The sequence below is a fragment of the Cognataquiflexum rubidum genome (assembly GCF_022538115.1).
GTDB lineage: Bacteria > Bacteroidota > Bacteroidia > Cytophagales > Cyclobacteriaceae > Cognataquiflexum > Cognataquiflexum rubidum.
In genome coordinates, this window is record NZ_JAKZAL010000003.1 from 17,406 (window position 1) to 36,568 (window position 19,163).

Sequence of the window (19,163 nt, forward strand, 5' to 3'; positions counted from 1 at the left end):
AAATCATTAAAAATATAAAACTGAAAAATATGAATCAGGAAAGTAAAGATTATCCTGTTGCCCGCATGATTATTGGAAACAATTGGATCCGGAAAAATGAATATGAAAACTCTCCGGTATATAATCCTTCAACCGGGAAAATAATAGGAGTCACGCCGATGGGTACTGCCGAAGACGTCAATGAAGCTGTTAAAGTAGCCCACAAGGCTTTTCAGACCTGGTCCGAGGTGCCATCCCCAAGGAGAGCAGATGTACTATTCAGATATCGAGCCTTATTGGAACAAAACCTTGAATCCATAGCCAGGCTTATCTCAAAAGAAAATGGAAAAACACTTGATGAGGCAAGAGGGGATATCCGGAGAGGTTTCGAAGTTGTGGAATTTGCATGTGGTATTGCTCATTTGCTTAAAGGTGAGAGTCTTTCACAGGTTGCTCCGGAAATTGACGGGGTTACAATCAAAGAACCTCTGGGAGTCTGTGCAGGAATCAGCCCATTTAATTTTCCGGCAATGGTACCTATGTGGATGTTTCCAATTGCTATTGCTTGCGGAAATACCTTTATCTTAAAACCAAGTGAGAAAGTGCCCTTTACAGCAATTAGACTTGCTGAACTATTTTTGGAAGCCGGATTGCCCGAAGGGGTATTCAATGTGGTACATGGGGGCAGGGAAGTCGTGGATGCACTTTGTACACACCCCGGAATTGCTGCGGTAAGTTTTGTGGGTTCTTCGCATATTGCAAAGCATGTTTATACGCTTGCAACTTCCCATGGCAAGAGAGTTCAGGCCGGAGGCGGTGCCAAAAACGTTCAACTTGTAATGCCTGATGCGGATCCTGAAGCCACCATTAGATCCATATCCGGAGCAGCTTTTGGTTGTGCCGGGCAACGGTGTATGGCAGGTTCATTGTTGGTTGGGATTGGGGATATAGCTTCTCCATTAAAAGAAAGATTGATCCATGTTATGGATTCAATGTCAATGGGGGATACTTCCGGCGAAGAGCATGTTGATATGGGTCCGGTGATTGACGGACAGAGCAAGAGTAGGATTTTGAAGGTAATTTCCGAATCGGAAAAAAACGGTGTCAGGATTTTGAGAGATGGCCGAAATGGTTTACCAGAAAATGGATTTTTTGTAGGTCCGACCTTGTTGGACCAAATCAACCCGGAAATGAATTTGTTCAGGGATGAAATATTTGGTCCTGTACTATCCATGTTATCCCCCAAAAACCTGGATGAAGCCATCAGTTGGTTAAACAAGTTGCCGTTTGGAAATGGCGCTACCATCTATACCTCAAACGGTCAAGCAGCCAGACATTTCAGCAGAAAAATCAATTGTGGTATGGTAGGCATTAATGTCGGTGTTCCTGCTCCGATGGCACTTTTCCCTTTTGCGGGATGGAATGATTCATTTTATGGGGACCTCCATGTACAGGGTACAGAGGGGGTGATGTTTTACACAAAACAAAGAGTTGTCCTATCTAGATGGGATAACAATTATCAAAGAATCCAAGGCTGGTAAGATGGAAAATATTATTCAATTCAATGCTCCTGCTACCTCATTGGTAGGTGGAGGAGCGATCAAGAAATTGGCTTTACTTGTTAAAGAGTTTGAGGTCAATAACGTGATGATCGTGACTGATACTTATTTTGTAAAGACTGGTCTGATCAACCTTATTGTTTCAGATTTACAGTCAAATGGAATTAATGCTTCAGTATTTTCCGATGTGAGTCCTGACCCAAGTCTGGAAAACGTATACCATGGCTTGGAAGACTTCATTGCCTCCAAAGCAGAAATGATTGTTGCAGTGGGTGGTGGGAGCCCCATTGATGCGGCCAAAGCAATTTCCGTTTTGGTCCATAATCCACCTCCTCTGAATCAATATATGGGATACCATAAAATCAAAAATCCCGGAGTTCCTGTAATCGCCGTTCCGACAACTTCTGGCACCGGAAGTGAGGCAACAAAAGTAGCTGTGATTTCCGACAACCAACTGGGAGTCAAAATGATGATTTTTGACAAACATCTTATGCCGGCTGCTGCTGTTGTGGATTTTAATCTGGCAAAATCAATGCCTCAGGATCTGACTGCATTTGTTGGCGTTGACACCTTAACCCATGGTATTGAAGCTTTCGTTTCCAAAAAATCTAATGCTTTGTCTGATCCATTGGCAATGTCTTGTATCAACCTTGTAGGTAAACATCTGGCTACAGCCTGGGAAATCCCGGAAGACAACACCGCTCGTGAAGGTATGTCAATTGCAGCTTATCAAGGTGGACTGGCGTTTACCAACAGCAGTGTCTGTTTAGTCCATGGGATGAGTAGGCCTTTGGGGGCAATTTTTCATCTTGCACATGGATTTTCAAATGCCATGCTATTGCCGGCAGTGGTGTCATTTTCACTGGTGGGTGCCTTAGAAAAGTATGCCATTGTTTCCAGAATACTTGGATTTTCACAGAATTCGGATTCTGATGAAGCGGCAGGAGTTAAGCTTGTTGACGGGTTGGAAAAATTAAATAAAAAACTGAGAATCCCAACTCTGGGAACATCAGGAAAAATTGAAAAGGTAAAGTTTGAGAAAAATTTAGAGAAAATGGCATCAGATGCTTTGGCCTCTGGTTCTCCCCAAAACAACCCTATTATCCCGACCATGGATGAAATAATCAGTCTTTACCAAAAGGCTTGGTGATGCATTAAGTTTTTTCACCTTTACACAAAGAATTTGCATTTCTCCAAAACAGGGGATACTCCTGAAAGTTTCGTAATCTTCCAAGTGTATCCCCTAATCATACAAAATCCGAACCAAGTTAAGACCCTCTTATGATAAGGGTAATGTGCTCTTATCCCATTAAGTGATTTCCCTTGTACATGGGTGATATCTCAGGATATCTGGGTTATGGTAAACCAAATCAGATTTGGATTATTTTTTAAGTTATATCTTAAATATTCAGCAATTTGAAAAAAAATAAAATATTATGGGGTCATTTTTTCAAAGTACCTACTCTTAATAACAGAAGCCGAGTAAACCCAATACACCAATGATCAATAACCCAAAACCACCTCAACTAGAAAGTAAAATGGTCAATCTTCTTGGTCATTCGGAGTCCATTAAATTTTATGAAAGTAAATCCGATCTGGAAATCTGGAGGGCTTTTGATAAAGGTGATGAATTCGCTTTCAATTACCTGTACAGAACTTATGTGGTGAGGATGTTTAAGTATGGTTGCCAAATCTGCAGGGACGAGTCACTTATCCAGGATTGTATCCAAAACATATTTATCGACCTAAGAAGAAAAAGAGGAGGGTTAAATGAAGTACTGAGCATCAAATCTTACCTTTTTAAAATCCTTTATAGGGAGATTATCAGGAAATTAAACAGTTCTAAATCTACAATTCATCATGGAAATGATATCATTGAAAACTCATTTTCAATAGAATTCTCCCATGAAATGAAATTGATTCATGAGGAAAATATGGAAGAAAAGAGGGAATTGCTCAGGTCTGCCCTAGAAAAGCTGACCCCAAAGCAAAGACAGGCAATTTTGTTATTGTATGAGGAAGGAATGTCTTATAAAGAGATATCTGTTGCTATGGAATTCAGTGAGGTTAAATCTGCAAGAAAAATAGTTTATCGGGCATTGTCATCTTTAAAAGAAATCCTTGTCCGGAAATAATTAAAAAAAGGAAATACTTGATTTCAGTTTATATGAAATATAAAGACTACGATATTGAAAATTTTATTTCGGACGAGTTTTTTGTTCAGTGGGTCAAAAACCCATCTGAAAACAACAGACACTTTTGGGAAAAATGGTTAGAACAACATCCCGATAAAAGGTTTGTGGTTTATGAGGCGGCAAATTTCATCAGGTCAATCAATTACAATATTAATCCTGACCTTCCTGATAAAGTTTATGTAGACATGTATGAAAATATTCTCAAGTTTGACGAAGCCAAGCCGGTAAATAAAGCGGGAAGAAATTCCGGTGGTTTTTTTTATTTATTCCCTGTTAAAAGTATAGCTGCTTCAATTTTGCTGATGTTCTGCTTATGGATCCAGTACGAGGCGATCAACTTTCGAACCGAAAATGAAGAGGAAATTCAAATTGCAATAATTTCAAAATCCAATCCAGTTGGCCAAAAGTCAATCATTGACCTGCCTGACGGCTCCAGAGTGCATCTAAATTCTGAAAGTGAAATCGAATTCCCTGCTTCGTTTTCCGAAGATAAAAGGTGGGTGACATTAAAGGGGGAGGCATTTTTTGAAATACAAAAAGAGTCCAGGCCTTTTTATGTAGAATCCGGCCTTACCAGCATCCATGTCATGGGTACAACATTCAACGTCAACCAATCCGAAAACGGTTCACTATACGTCGCTCTTGTAACGGGAAAAGTTAGGGTGAATTCAAAAGAGGGTGAAGAGGTGGACCTCGAACCTAAGGAAATGCTGGTAATTGAGCAAAGCGGAACTTATTATAAAACAGGATTTGATCCTCTGGACATTATTGCCTGGAAAGATAAGACACTGGTGTTTAAAAGCGCTTCACTACGTGAGATAAAATCAAAACTGGAAAAATGGTATGGGGTTCAGGTTGAATTCAAAGGAGTATTTGACAATAACTGGACTTATTCAGGGATATACGAAGATGAAATGTTGGAAAATGTACTGAGAGGAATCTGTTTGACCTCCGGTATGAAGTTTTCCATAGAAAATAAAAAAATAACCATTACAAACCCAAAATAATATGAAAAAGATAAACCCTGAAACCGGATAAAAAAAAAGGCAGAACCTGTTCAAAGTAAGAACAAGGACTGCCCCTTAATGCCTCTTTCATTTTAGCGGATGCAGAGGCTTATGTTCAAGTAGTTCTCACTTAAACTTATTCAAAATTATGAAAAATAATGTACTGAGACAACTGATTATGGTGTCAAAAAAAATATTATACGTATTCATCATCCAACTATTCTCATGCACTTTCTTATTGGCTAACAACAGTAAAGCACAGCGCAATTCAATTGACGAAGTCATTGTTTCTTTTAATATAAAAGAAAAACCGCTTCATCAGTTTTTTAAACAAGTAGAATCTAAAACAGAGTATAAATTCACTTATACGGATAACTTGATTGATTTGAATCAACAGGTATCTGTGGTAGGATTAAACCAAACCTTGTATGATGTCTTGGTTTCCATAAGCAATCAGACAAAATTGAATTTTGTTCAAGTGAATGAAAATATTCATGTGAAGGCACAAAAGCCTAATCTCCAAGAGAATTCAGTGCAGATTGAAGTCCTTGCTGATATTATTGTCAAAGGTACTGTTGTGGATGAACAAAACCGACCCATACCAGGAGTAACTATTTTAGTCAAAGGCACTACAATTGGTACTACCACTGATTTGGACGGGGTATATTCTTTGCAGGCCCCAGAAAATGCTGTATTGATTTTCTCTTTCATTGGGTTTACAAGCCAGGAGGTAAATGTTGGCAATAGGTCAGTCATTGACCTTGTTTTAATGGAGGATATTTCATCTCTAGGTGAAGTTGTAGTGGTAGGATATGGTACCGTAGATAGAAAGGACTTAACAGGTTCAATTGCCTCTGTAAGTGGAAGCCAGCTCACAGAAATGAATGGCAGTGCTACAAGAGTGGACGCTGCACTTCAAGGTAAAGTTGCTGGAGTTGACGTTAGGTTAAGAGATGGTGAGCCAGGAAGCGCACCTCAGATTACAATCAGAGGTCTTGGTAGTATCGGTGCAGGTTCTAATCCATTATATGTGGTGGATGGCTTCCCTACCGAGGACATAGGTACCTTAAACATGAATGATGTAGAAAGTATAGACATTTTGAAAGATGCTGCTGCAACTTCGATTTATGGGTCTAGGGGTGCAAATGGAGTTGTGATTGTTACTACTAAGCGGGGAAAAGAAGGAAAGACCAACATAATTTTTGATGCATACTATGGTTTGCAGTCCCCAATGATGCAAAGGGAAATGATGAATGCTAAACAAAGTGCCCAGTATTTTTTTGATGGGATGAAAAATAGAAACATGGATGAGGGACGTGATGTTACCGGTAATCCATTAACCTGGGGAAGACCGGTTGGTCAGGAAGTTATGGACGTCTTAGAAGGTAGAAATACCTATGATGTAAATCCTTTAGATTATGTTCTGAGAAATCCTGCCCCTCAATCTCAGTATTCACTGTCTTCAACCGGGGGTACAGATAAAATCCAGTTTGCAATCAGTGGAGAATACCTTGCACAGGATGGGTTGATAATCGAAAACGATATGGAAAGGATTTCCTTTAGGGCAAATATCGATGCCAAGCTTTCAAATAGGTTAAAAGTAATTTTCAATCTTAACCCTTCCTTTGTACATAGGAATAGGGTTCAAGCTTCAGGCCATGCCTCTGAACCGAATCACTTAAGTATAATCGGGGTAGCCACGACTATGCACAATTACTTTCCACTTTTTGATGAAAATGGAGACTATGAAAAATTCGAAGGATATAGTTCATTGGCCAATTTGGCAAATCCAGTTGCAATAGCACGTGAAATTCAGCAAACAGAAAAACAAGGTAGGATTTTAGGAAATTTGAATTTGATATATGATATAACCAATGACTTGAAATTCAATGTTTTATTAGGTGGGAATCTAAAGAACCAGAGAGATAGTTATTTCCGTCCTGACCTGCCTGTATTTTTTGGAACATCCGTTTTTGGCAGTGATGGGACAACATGGTCGGAAACTTGGGTTTCTGAATATATCTTAAGTTATGATAAAAAATTTGACAAACATTCAATTTCTGCGGTAGGAGGTTTTACTGCCCAGAAGGATAGGGTTGAAGTTAACTATTTAGAAAGTAATTTATATCCTAATAATCTGGTTCAAACATTAAATGCAACCAGTCAAATTACAAATGGATATTCTGAAATCTACGAATGGGCTTTATTATCTTACTTAGCTAGGGCAAGCTATAATTTTGACAGCAAGTATTATATCTCTGCATCTATCAGGACCGATGGTTCATCCAGGTTTGGATCAAATAACAAATGGGGAGTTTTCCCATCAATCGGAGCAACTTGGAGGGTTTCGGATGAGGACTTTATGAAGGATATAAAATTTCTTACTGACTTCAAATTCAGGGCTAGTTATGGAGAAACCGGAAACAACAATATTGGTAATTATGCCCATTTACCTACTGTAACGTATCAAAATTACCCTACAGGTCAAGGTTTTGCCCCTGAATCGTTGGCTAATCCAAACCTGAGATGGGAAAAACAAAGGCAGGCAAATTTTGCAATGGATGCTTTAATAATCAATGGTAGGATTGGTTTCACAGTAGAATATATGAGATCAGTAAGCTCAGATTTGTTGCTAAATGTACCTGTTCCCCAGATCACTGGATTCAGTAATATGCTTCAAAATATAGGAGAGGTAGAAAATAAGGGTTGGGAGTTTGTATTGAATACAGTAAATACAAACGGTAAGTTTAAATGGACTACTGACTTCAATCTTTCAATGTATAAAAATAAAGTATTGCAATTAGGCCCTGAGAATGCACCAATTATCAGTGGTGCACACATTACCCAGGTAGGCCAACCTATTGGGATGTTTTTTGGGTATTTGTTCGATGGGATTTTTATGAACCAGGAAGAAATTAATCAAGGACCCTTATGGAATCCCGGAGGAAACGCCCAATCTCGACCCGGAGATATTAGATATATAGATGTAAGCGGTCCTGAAGGTAAGCCAGATGGAAGAATTGATACCAATGATAAAACCGTTATGGGTTCACCTTATTCAGATTTTTTCTACGGCATGCAAAACCGGTTCAGTTATGGAAACTTTTCTCTGACAGTCAGTTTGACAGGTTCACAGGGTAACCAAATATTGGCTGAAGCTTACCGTTCGAATGCCAATACCAGGGGAAGGATGAAACAGGTTATTAGAAACTGGAATTATTGGCAATCTGAAGAAAACCCTGGCGATGGGGTTACTCCGCGACCAAATGACGGCCCCAAAGGTGGGAATCGTGAGCAATGGAGCCAGTTTCATCTAATGGATGGGTCCTATTTGAGGATCAACAATATCAATTTTGCTTACCAAATTCCAAATACTGTAGTTCAAAGGTATGGGCTTGGTGGTGTCAGGTTGTATTATACAGCATTCAATCCGTTTATTTTCGCAAGTAAAGACTATAATGGATTCAATCCTGATGTAAACAATAGTGGTACAGCCTTAACGCCGGGCGTTGATATAAATGATTACCCAATACCAAAAAGTCATATACTTGGAATTAATATTTCATTTTGATAAACCATTATAAATTAAAACTAATTCGATCATGGAAAATATTAAGCTAGATATAAAAATATTGGTAATGTCTTCGGTTTTGGTAATAGCTTCTATTACTTCTTGCAGTGAAGACTTCATTGATTTAACCCCCCCCTCTTCGGTTACTGTTGATCTCCTTTACAAAACTGAGGCGGATTTTCAACAGGCGTTAATTGGAGTATACACAGGATTAAGAGGACATTATGCGGGATATTGGGAAGTAGGGGATTTGAGGGCAGATGATGTTTGGCAGGAAGCAACCAATCAGACAGCAAGGGTTTTGACAGATAATTTCCAAGGACATACTGCCGCCAATAACCTCTGGTCTAACGGATTTATCATGTTCAATAGGGCAAATTTGCTATTAGAAAAAATTCAGCTAGTGGATATCCCTAATAAGGAAATATATATTGCCGAGACAAAATTTCTCAGAGCATTGGGTTACTTCAACTTAATTAGAGTTTTTGGACCTGTTCCTTTTATCATAGGTTCTCTTAGCCCGGAAGATGCATACAAAACCGGAAGGGCTGAAGTGGACAGAATTTACAATGAATTGATCATACCTGATTTGATTGAAGGTGCCAATACGCTTCCAACTCAATATTCCGGGTCTGATATAGGCAGGGCGACTCAAGGGGCCGCAAAAGCGCTTTTGGGAAAGGTATATTTGACAAGAAAAAATTATGTTGAAGCTGAAAAGATCCTTAGGGAAGTTACTACAATGGGTTATGAATTATTGGATGATTACAACAGTGTATTTGATCATACCAACAAACACCATAAAGAGTATATTTTCGATATAGAATATACATCAGCTCCCAACGCAGCAGGGAACACTATGACTAGTATTTGTTCTGCGAATTGGCCCGTAGTAAGGTCCTTATATGGGATGGTAGGAACACTGCACGATAGCTGTACGCCAAGAATTTCTTTCAGAAATTTATTTGAAGCGGGTGACAAGAGAAGAGATATTTCTGCTGCATTGGGAGTAACAACGGGGGATGGAGTATTCCAACCACTCCCCCCTAGATGGTCAGCAATTACTGGTAAGTACTTATCCGATGTGCCAAGTGCAGACAATGGAAATGCTAATTTCCCTGTCATCAGGTATGCCGATGTTTTGTTAATGCTATCAGAAGCACTCAATGAAAATGGAAAAACCGGTGAAGCCCTTGAATTTTTAAATCAGGTAAGAGCTAGGGCTGGAGTTGCAGCTTTTTCTGGACTTTCCCAAACAGAAACCCGCAATTCAATTGAGTTGGAAAGAAGATTGGAATTGAACATGGAAGGACATAGATGGTTTGACCTGATAAGGTGGGGTAAGGCCTTGCAGGTTTTAACACCACTCGGAATGGAACCTCATATGATTCTTTGGCCACTGCCCCAAAACGAAGTTATCTTAATTAATGACCCTTCAGTTTTACCACAAAACCCTGGGTATGATTGATAATTAAAATTTAAATTTTCCGGCTATGCATTCGGTATTTTGTATTCCTTCGATATAGCATGGCCGGAATCTTTTAAATCTGGACTCACCTTTATTTCAATTCTCACAATTATCCGGCTATTGTAACATGTCCGGTGTTTCAGATATGATATTATGAAAAAATCAATAATGGGATTGTGTATTTATTTGATGATTGGACTTGTTACTGGGTTTTCACAGACTGTTTATATTTTGGTTGATAATGATTTGCCCCAAGCTGGATATGCGACAAAATTATTGAGTGAATCATTATTAAAAAAGGGTTATCAAATTTCAACAAGCAGATCTAAATATGATTATTTATTAAACCTCGATATCAATGCTGTAAAATCAGGAGAAGAATCTTACCGGATTATTCCTGATAATAAAATCATTACCATTAACGGTGGAGATGCCAATGGATTACTTTATGGTTGCCTGTCACTCAAAGAAAAAATCAATACCGGAGTAAAACTAGGAGACATAACTTTTGAAGAGGAGAGTCCTGTGATGGAATTTCGGGGAATCAAGCATAATTTACCTTGGGATGCATACAGGGCAAACCCTGCTCTTGAACAGCATTACGAAGCTGCCAAAGATTTGAATTATTGGAAGGCTTTCTTGGACATGATGGTGGAGAACAGGTTTAATGTTCTTTCTCTTTGGAACCTCCATCCTTTTACATACATGATCCAACCAAAAAACTTTCCAGAAGCCAGTCCATTTTCTGATTCAGAGTTTCAAAATTGGCAAGCCCTCTACCGAGGTATTTTTGCAATGGCAAAAGAAAGAGGAATCGAAACCTATTTGGTCAACTGGAGTATTTTTGTCAGTGAGAAATTTGCCAAAACACACAACGTAGCCTCCGATAATTTCTATCCTAATTTTTATGTAAATGGAGACACCACTGAAATTGTAAAAAGATATACCCGTGAAAGTGTAACCCAGGTTTTGGAAGAATATCCGGACCTTACCGGATTTGCCATTTCCCATGGTGAGGGAATGGGTGGTATGACACCCAAGGAAAGACAAGAATGGATGAATGAGACCATGATTGAAGGAATGCGGCTTGCAAACAGAAAAGTCAAATTTATCCATAGAGTACCTTTTTCCGCAAACCTTGGATCTGGCGGCTCAACAAGCAGGGATACAGAAATCTTGACAAGGGAAGCAATGGAATCCATAGATTATTTTGACGGACCAATTTGGGTAGAGATGAAGTTTAATTGGTCCCATGCGCACTCCACTCCTGATTTGGTCAAAGTCCATGGTGGAAAACTAGGCGATACTTATTTTGTTCCTGAGCCAAAAAATTACAAAATAACATGGATGGCCAGAAATGAAGACTTTTTTACACTTAGGTGGGGAGTCCCAGATTTTATCCGTTCGCATATTTCCAAAAATAACCATTCTTATGTTGGGGGATATTTTGTTGGATCCGAAGGTTATATCCCTGTAAAAGATTATTTTACGTCAACCGACAAACCTGTAAACTGGAAATATGCCTTTCAAAGACAATGGCTTTTCTACAAATTATGGGGAAGATTATTATACAACCCAGATACACCTGACAAAATCTTTCAAGATGAATTTGTTAGAAAATACGGAAATAGTGGTACTGATCTGTTGGAGGCTTATGCGCTTTCGTCATCTACTCAACTAAGATTGGCTTCTGTTTTTGATTCTACATGGGACTTGACTTTATATGGAGAAGGATTCTTGTCTTTGGACAAAGGATCTATGAAATATATTTCTGTGGACCGGTTGATCAACCAAAAAACAATGGATCCAAATTATATTTCGATAAGGGATTTTGTTGCTTCAGGTGCTTCAGCTGGAACAGGCTACCTTATGAAGATTTCCCCTTTGGATTTGGCTGATAGGTTGGAAATGGATTGTATGCGTGCACTAGCATTGGTTGCTGATATTGACACCAGCAAAGATGCTTCATTATTATATGAAGTATCAGATGTTCAGGCTTGGTCAAATTTGGGATTGCACCTAGCAGAAAAGTTAAGAGGAGCAGTCCAACTTGAAACTTTCAGGAAAAATGGAGAAGCGTCATATCAAAACAATGCCGTAAAACATCTGGAGAAAGCTTTGGCATATTGGGATCAGGTGATAGCCATCACCAGACCAATCTACAAGGATATGCCTTTGACACCCTATTTGCATAACAAAAATGCTCTCTTCCATTGGGAACATTTGAGACCTTCGGTGGCAGAGGATATTTCCATTGCCAAAAGTCAGAATCCGGTATCCTTAAACTAAAAAAAACTAAACTAAATTGATATGAAATCAATATTGATAATTTTCATTTTGTCATTTCTTGTCTCTACAAAACCGACTTTTGGCCAGAACATCTACATGTTGTATGACAAATCCTCTGTAGAAACAAATTATGCTGTAGGCAAATTGACACCTGAACTTCAATCCAAAGGATATAAGCTGGTTGCCAGTCCAACAGATTATCAATTTTTGATAAACTTGGAGATCGAATCCTCCAAAATAGGTCCTGAATCTTATGTCATCAAAAAAGAAGATAATAAAATTTCTGTGCTAGGGGGAGATGAAAGAGGTTTGATTTATGGCACACTTTCTTTGGCAGAATCCCTGAGAAACGGTTTTTCTTTACCGGATATTACTTATAAGAGCGAAAAACCTCATTTCCCATTACGGGCCATCAAACACAACACTGCCTGGTATTCTTATCGGCCAAGTTCTGCCCTAGACCTCCATTATGAAACCTTACGGGATGTGAAATATTGGGAAGCTTTCCTGGACATGATGGTGGAAAACAGGTTCAATTCACTTTCAATATGGAATTTGCATCCTTTTGTTTTCATGATTCAGGCAAAAAATTTCCCAGAGGCAAGCCCATTTTCTCCAAAGGAGATGGAGGAATGGAAAACCTTGCACAAATCCATATTTAGGATGGCTAAAGAAAGGGCAATCGAAACTTACATCATTCCTTTTAACATTTTTGTTAGCCATGAATTTGCCAAAGCCCATAATGTAGCACAAAAAAATGTTTACCCCCATTATTACGTACCAGGAGATACTTCTGAAATTGTAAAAAGGTACATGAGAGAAAGTGTGACACAGCTTCTTGTCGAATATCCTGAATTGACAGGGTTTGGACTTACACTTGGTGAGGGAATGGCAGGGATGACTCCCCAACAACGTGAGGACTGGATGTTTGAAACCTATATCGAAGGAATGCGATTAGCTGGCAGACCTGTAAAACTGGTCCATAGGATACCATTCTCCAGTACTACAGAATCTCTTGGGGCAACTAGTGTTGAACTTGAAAAACTCACAAGAAATGCCATAGAAAGAGAGGCTAAACTGGATTTCATAGATGGTCCCATTTGGGCAGACTTAAAATACAACTGGTCGCACGCACATTCCACGCCCAAGTTGGTGAAAGTCCATGGTGGGGAAATGTTTGATACATTCTACAATCCATTACCCGATGGATATAAGGTTACTTATACCGCTAGGAATGAAGATTTTTTTGCATTGAGATGGGGCGTTCCCCAGTTTATCAGGGACCATATCGGACTAAATAGTCAATCCTATGTGGGGGGTTACTTTGTGGGTTCAGAAAGCTATATACCTGCCAAAGATTACTTCACGGCAATCAAGGGACCTGTTGACTGGAAATTTGCCTTTCAGAGACAATGGCTGTTTTACAAATTATGGGGAAGGCTGTTGTATAATCCCCAAACTCCCGACGATGTCTTTGTAGCAACATATAAAAATAAATACGGTGAAGCAGGCCAGAATTTATTGGAAGCAATGGCTTTGGCATCATCTACACAATTAAAATTGGGTTCGCTGTATGACTCAAGGTGGGATTTTACTTTGTACGGGGAAGGCATGATGGCATTGATTGGAGATTCAACAAAGTATATCTCTGCAGACAGGTTGATCAACCAACCAACTCTGGACCCTGATTATGTGTCTGTCAAAGATTACGTGGCCGCAACCAAAGCGGGGAAAGATTTTGCCCCTAAAAAAATCACACCGCCCGTTCTTATCGGTTTATTGGAAAAAGATTGTCTTAAGGCTTTAAAACTTATAGAAAATGTTGATGCCAAAGAGGACAACTCTTTGATGTACGAATTGGCAGATATCAGAATATGGGCAAATCTGGGTCTTCACCTGGCCGAGAAACTGAAGGGCTCAATCGCGCTTCAATCTTATCGAGAGGGCTTAGGCGAACAATATAAAACTGAAGCCATTTCCGCCTTTACCAAGGGACTGGAGTATTGGGACCAAGTTATTTCCATTTCTAGGCCCATTTACAAAGACATGCCTTTGGCACATTACAATGGAAGCAGTCATGACAGAAATGATGACAACCTTTTCCATTGGGCTTTGATCCGGGACGAAGTGGCAAATGATATCGAGTTGGCAAAATCAGCTTCAGTATCTACTCCCAAAAAGTAAATCAATTTCAAAAACTGGTAAACAATTCCAAATGATGCGTATTCCAAAGATTATTATCAGAGAAAATTTAGACCAAACCTATTCGGATATTTATACTGCTGAAGCCTTGCAAGCCATAGCTGTATTGTCTCCTTTCAATAAGCAGGTAAAAAAAATAATGGAATCACGAATTCAAAGAAGGCATTCCAGAAACAGCAATGGATTGAGAATCCAATTTTTAGATCAGGAAGGAACCATTGAGGGAACTGATATTTCGGTCCGAGATGCACGGTCAGGAAATTTTGAAGGAAAGCCGGTCCCTCAGGATTTGCAAAGGCAGTGGATTCAGGGGACAGGACCCTCGGCAAAGCCCAATGCACCTTTACAAAACAGCATTCGAAATGTGGCCTACGCACTGCTTTCAGGTGCCGATGGCTGGATGTTTGACGGTGAAGACGCCTTGGGGCAGACTAACAATATGTCTTTGGATAATCAAAGAAATTTGAAGCTAGCCATCAGCCGGTCTCCTGTCTTTTTTGAGGTTGCAGAAACAGTATCCAAAGAAATAAACAACTGGGCAGAAGGTTTTTTTGGGCATCCCATTATCCACAACTGGGAAGAGCAGCTTGATTTCACCACAGTCATTTTTAGGGCCAGAGGTTTGCATCTGGATGACAGACACATCAAAGATGAGGAAGGTGTAGCCATGGCTGCGTCCATAGTCGACCTGTCTTTGTATGTAGTCAATAACTACGAAGTTTTGCTAAAAAGGGGATCCTCTATCGTCCTTTATCTGCCCAAGATCCAGACTTCCGGGGAAGCAGCATTATGGGACAAAATGATCTCAGCACTTGAGCACCATCTTCAGCTCGAAAATGGCACCATCAGGGTATATGTTCTTATAGAGCAACTTGAAGCCACCTTTCAATTGATGGAAATCAGAGCAGCTTTGGGTAAACACTTTGTTGGGTTTAATACAGGCCGCTGGGATTATATCAATAGCGTCTCAGATGCCATGGCATGGGATCCCGATTTTGTCAATCCCAATATTGAATCCATCACCATGACTTATGGGTACATGAGAAATTATGAGGATAGGGTACGCAGGGCCGTCAATACTCCTGATAAGTCAGGAAATTTTGCTCTTTGGCAAGGTGGCATGGAGCCCAATATTCCTGTGGGTTCTGCCGAGGGCGTTTCGGCAAGTATGAAAAAGGCATTGCAAGGAGGAGAAAGGGAACAAAATGAAGGAGCTAGTGGAAAGTGGGTTGCCCATTGGAAAATGGTCCATATCATCCGGCCCGTTTGGGAAAAAACAGGAAACCAAAACCAACTTGGTAGAAAATTTCCTGCATTGACCTATACCGGGCTAGATGCACAGGGATTGTTGGAGCTTGAAAATGCACCAAGGTCAATAGATGGGGCTAGAAACCTGATTAGTGTTGCCTTACAATATGGGAATGCTTTCGGTCAGGGCATGCAGGCTGCTGCTTTGAAACCGGCCGATTACTTTGGCAATGACAATGTCCTTTACCTCATGGAGGACATGGCAACTGGAGAAATTAGGGTGAGCATTCTTTGGGAGTGGATCCATAAAAATGCAGTCATATCAGAGGATGACCCGCATAGCGGAGCAAAAAATGGGGAGACTTTTACAATTGGACTTTTTGAAAGACTCTTAGAGGAAGAATACCAAAAACTTCTTCTTGCCAATAATAAAGATGTCCATGATGATTCAAAGACTACTACACTGCCTATATCAAAAGAAATTGTGAAGACTTATGTTTTATCCAAAAGCAAATTGCCTTGGTTCATTGATCTTTTGAATATAAATCTCAATAACATGGACCTCAAGGAAGCCAAAGCAAGAATCCAAAAATATACGGAAGCATTCATCAATGATAAAACCAGGATTACTGAAAACCTTGATTTCTAAGATGTCAATTTTCACTACCCTCGGGAGCACCTGAAAATCCCTTAAGACCTGATCCATTTTAATTCCTGATAAACATTAAACCCAATAAGTTATGGCCATTGATTCCTCTATCCTTTCTGAATTGAAGTATAAGCTTAAAGGGGATGTTTTATCAGATCAATATTCTTTGGGCATGTATGCCACGGACGCAAGTATTTACCAGATCAATCCACGGGTAGTCGTAATTCCCAAAGATGAAGAGGATGTAAGGAATGCCATAAAAATTGCAATTAAAAACAACATCAAAATATTACCCAGAGGTGCAGGTACAAGCCTTGCAGGTCAGACTGTGGTTGATGGAATGGTATTGGATTTTTCCAAATACATGAATGGCATCTTGGAATGCAATGTCGACGAACGGTGGGTTAAAGTTCAGCCGGGTGTGGTAAGGGATGTATTGAATGAATATTTAGCTCCATTAGGCCTTCATTTCGCACCTGATCCAGCAACTAGCAGCAGGGCCAATGTAGGCGGTATGGTTGGCAACAATTCATCAGGAACCAAAAGTATTCTCTATGGCAAAACTGTGGACCACGTATTGGAAGCCAAAGTACTCTTGGCAGACGATACGATTCTGAATTTTAAAACACAGTCACCTGAAGTATATAATGAAATCGCCTTAAGGTCAAACAGGGAAGGTGTATTATATCGGAAATTTCAATCATTGATCAATCATCACAGAGAGGAGATAAAGGAAAGGTTCCCCAAAGTGATGAGAAGGGTGGGGGGATATAACCTGGATGAATTTGTCTATACCGACGATTGGAACCTTGCAAAACTGATAACAGGTAGCGAAGGCACATTAGCCACAACTTTGGAATTAAAATTAAATCTGGTTCCATTACCCAAATTCAAGTCTGTGGTTGTGGTTCATTTTGAGGAGCTTTTGGACGCCATCAGTGCGGTCACCCCCATGTTGGAATTTAACCCGTCGGCAATAGAAATCCTTGACCGTACTGTTTTGAATCTTTCTAAAGAGAACCTCACTACCAAGCAGCATTGCCATTTTATAGAGGGGAATCCGGCTGCCATACTCATAGTGGAATTTTACGCTGATTCCTTTGAGGATGTCATGGAAAGACCCGAAAAAATGATCCGAAAATTGGCTGAATTGGGATTAGGCTATGCCTTTCCCCTTTTTCCGGAGGGAAAAGCATATGAGGATGTGTGGATCGTGAGAAAAAAAGGTCTGGGTTTGATGTTGGGAATCAAAGGGGATAAAAAACCGATTCCATTTATTGAGGATGCAGCAATTCCGATCAATGTATTGCCGGAATATATTGACAGGGTTCTCAAAATCTGCGAAAAACACAACACAGAAATATCCATGTATGCCCATGCCAGTGTAGGCGTGATCCATGTCAGACCAATTTTGGACTTAAGGCAACAGCAGGATATTGAAAACCTAAAGAAAATAGCTGATGAAACTTTCGAATTGGTCCTTGAATATGGCGGGTCTTGGAGTGGTGAACATGGAGATGGCCTAGTAAGAAGTGCTTATAATGAAAGATTTTTTGGACCCAACCTTTATCAGGCATTAAAGGATGTAAAACAACTTTTTGATCCTGAAAATCTGATGAATCCGGGTAAGATAGTGGAGGCTCAGTCAATTGAAAATAACCTCAGATATGGCGTTGGTTATGTTGATGCTAGTGCCCAAACTCAATTTAAATACAAAGCGGAAAACAGTTTTAAGGAGTCAGTACATATGTGTACAGGGGTGGGGGAGTGCAGAAAAATCATCGGAGGCACCATGTGTCCCAGTTTCAAAGCCACCCGTGACGAAGAGCATTCGACGAGAGGTCGGGCAAATGCACTCAGATTAGCTATGTCAGGGCAGCTTGACAAAGATGGATTAGGAAGCGAAAGGTTGCGGGAAGCGATGGATCTCTGTCTATCCTGCAAGGCATGTAAATCAGAATGTCCCAGTAATGTGGACATGGCAAAAATGAAAAGTGATGTCAGCCAACTCTATTATGAAAAGCACGGAACAACGCTAAGGGACAGGTTGATTAGGGATTCATCAAAGATGGCAGCAAAATTTTCAGGTCCTTTTGCAGGGATCATCAACAGCATCCAAAAATCCGGGCTGTTTCGATTCATCCTACAAAAAGCTGTTGGCTTTGATAAAAGACGAACTTTACCTTCATATGCCATTCAGCCATTCTATAAATGGTTTTTGAAAAATGGCCATCAACAACCCCATTCCTCCAAAAAGGTGGTTCTTTTTGCAGATACCTACCTCAATTTCCATGAACCGCAGATAGGGATATCTGCCATGGAGCTTCTGAATTCATGCGGATATGAAGTAATTTTAGCCAACGTTGGCTGTTGCCAAAGACCAAAAATATCCCATGGTTTTTTGAAAGAGGCAAAATCAGAAGGAACCAAAACAGTTGAAAACCTTAAAAAATATTTTGATCAGGGATTTAAAGTTGTTGTATGCGAACCGAGTTGCGCATCCGCACTCAATGACGATTTGCCGGATTTAATTGATGACCAAGAGCTTGCAAATGATCTTAAAGCAAACGTAATGATGATCGATGTTTTCCTTGATAAGGAGATCAAGGCTGGAAAAATCGAAATGGATTTTATTACACTTTCACAGGATATGCTGGTTCACAGTCATTGCCATCAAAAAGCTTTATATGGCACAAATTCAGCTAAAAATATTTTTGCCAATACAGATTCACTTATTAAGGAAATCCCTTCAGGTTGCTGCGGAATGGCAGGTTCATTTGGATATGAAACAGAGCATTATGACATATCCAAAAAAATAGGAGAGGAAGTACTTTTTCCTACTATCAATAAAGTTGACAAGCACACATCAGTTATAGCAAACGGTTTCAGCTGCAGGCATCAGATCGCCCATTTCACTCAAAGCAAACCCAAACATTGGGTCGAATCAATAAAGGCTATTCCAAAAAAAAATAACCTTTCAACCTGAACCAAAATCC

The 19,163-nt window shown here is 39.8% G+C and carries 10 protein-coding genes; all 10 read left to right on the plus strand.

Translation table 11 applies throughout. The annotated features are described in order from the left end of the window. The first annotated feature begins 29 nt into the window (after positions 1–29). The 10 genes from MMU05_RS04330 (at position 30) to MMU05_RS04375 (ending at position 19,153) form a co-directional block, all read left to right on the plus strand. Complete coding sequence (locus tag MMU05_RS04330; RefSeq protein WP_241140447.1) at positions 30–1,520, plus strand: CoA-acylating methylmalonate-semialdehyde dehydrogenase; 1,491 nt, start codon at positions 30–32, stop codon at positions 1,518–1,520. 1 nt (position 1,521) lies between these two features. Beyond that, positions 1,522–2,688, plus strand: coding sequence for an iron-containing alcohol dehydrogenase (locus MMU05_RS04335; protein ID WP_241140448.1), 1,167 nt, complete (start codon positions 1,522–1,524; stop codon positions 2,686–2,688). A gap of 349 nt (positions 2,689–3,037) precedes the next feature. Beyond that, positions 3,038–3,673 carry an RNA polymerase sigma factor gene (locus MMU05_RS04340; protein ID WP_241140449.1) on the plus strand — a complete coding sequence of 212 codons (636 nt, stop codon included), beginning with the start codon at positions 3,038–3,040 and terminating at the stop codon, positions 3,671–3,673. Between the two features lie 32 nt (positions 3,674–3,705). Then, a complete protein-coding gene (locus MMU05_RS04345; protein ID WP_241140450.1) occupies positions 3,706–4,740 on the plus strand; it encodes a FecR family protein in 1,035 nt (344 codons plus the stop codon). A gap of 532 nt (positions 4,741–5,272) precedes the next feature. Next, on the plus strand, positions 5,273–8,311 hold the full coding sequence (locus tag MMU05_RS04350; RefSeq protein ID WP_241140451.1) for a SusC/RagA family TonB-linked outer membrane protein: 3,039 nt from the start codon (positions 5,273–5,275) through the stop codon (positions 8,309–8,311). A 31-nt stretch (positions 8,312–8,342) separates the two neighbouring features. Continuing rightward, positions 8,343–9,779, plus strand: coding sequence for a RagB/SusD family nutrient uptake outer membrane protein (locus tag MMU05_RS04355; RefSeq protein ID WP_241140452.1), 1,437 nt, complete (start codon positions 8,343–8,345; stop codon positions 9,777–9,779). Between the two features lie 153 nt (positions 9,780–9,932). Further along, entirely contained in the window at positions 9,933–12,068 is a 2,136-nt protein-coding gene (locus tag MMU05_RS04360; protein ID WP_241140453.1) for a glycoside hydrolase family 20 zincin-like fold domain-containing protein, read from the plus strand. A 21-nt stretch (positions 12,069–12,089) separates the two neighbouring features. Then, complete coding sequence (locus MMU05_RS04365; protein ID WP_241140454.1) at positions 12,090–14,252, plus strand: glycoside hydrolase family 20 zincin-like fold domain-containing protein; 2,163 nt, start codon at positions 12,090–12,092, stop codon at positions 14,250–14,252. 31 nt (positions 14,253–14,283) lie between these two features. Continuing rightward, complete coding sequence (locus MMU05_RS04370) at positions 14,284–16,167, plus strand: malate synthase (protein WP_241140455.1); 1,884 nt, start codon at positions 14,284–14,286, stop codon at positions 16,165–16,167. Between the two features lie 91 nt (positions 16,168–16,258). Beyond that, entirely contained in the window at positions 16,259–19,153 is a 2,895-nt protein-coding gene (locus tag MMU05_RS04375) for an FAD-binding and (Fe-S)-binding domain-containing protein (protein WP_241140456.1), read from the plus strand. Positions 19,154–19,163 lie beyond the last annotated feature (10 nt).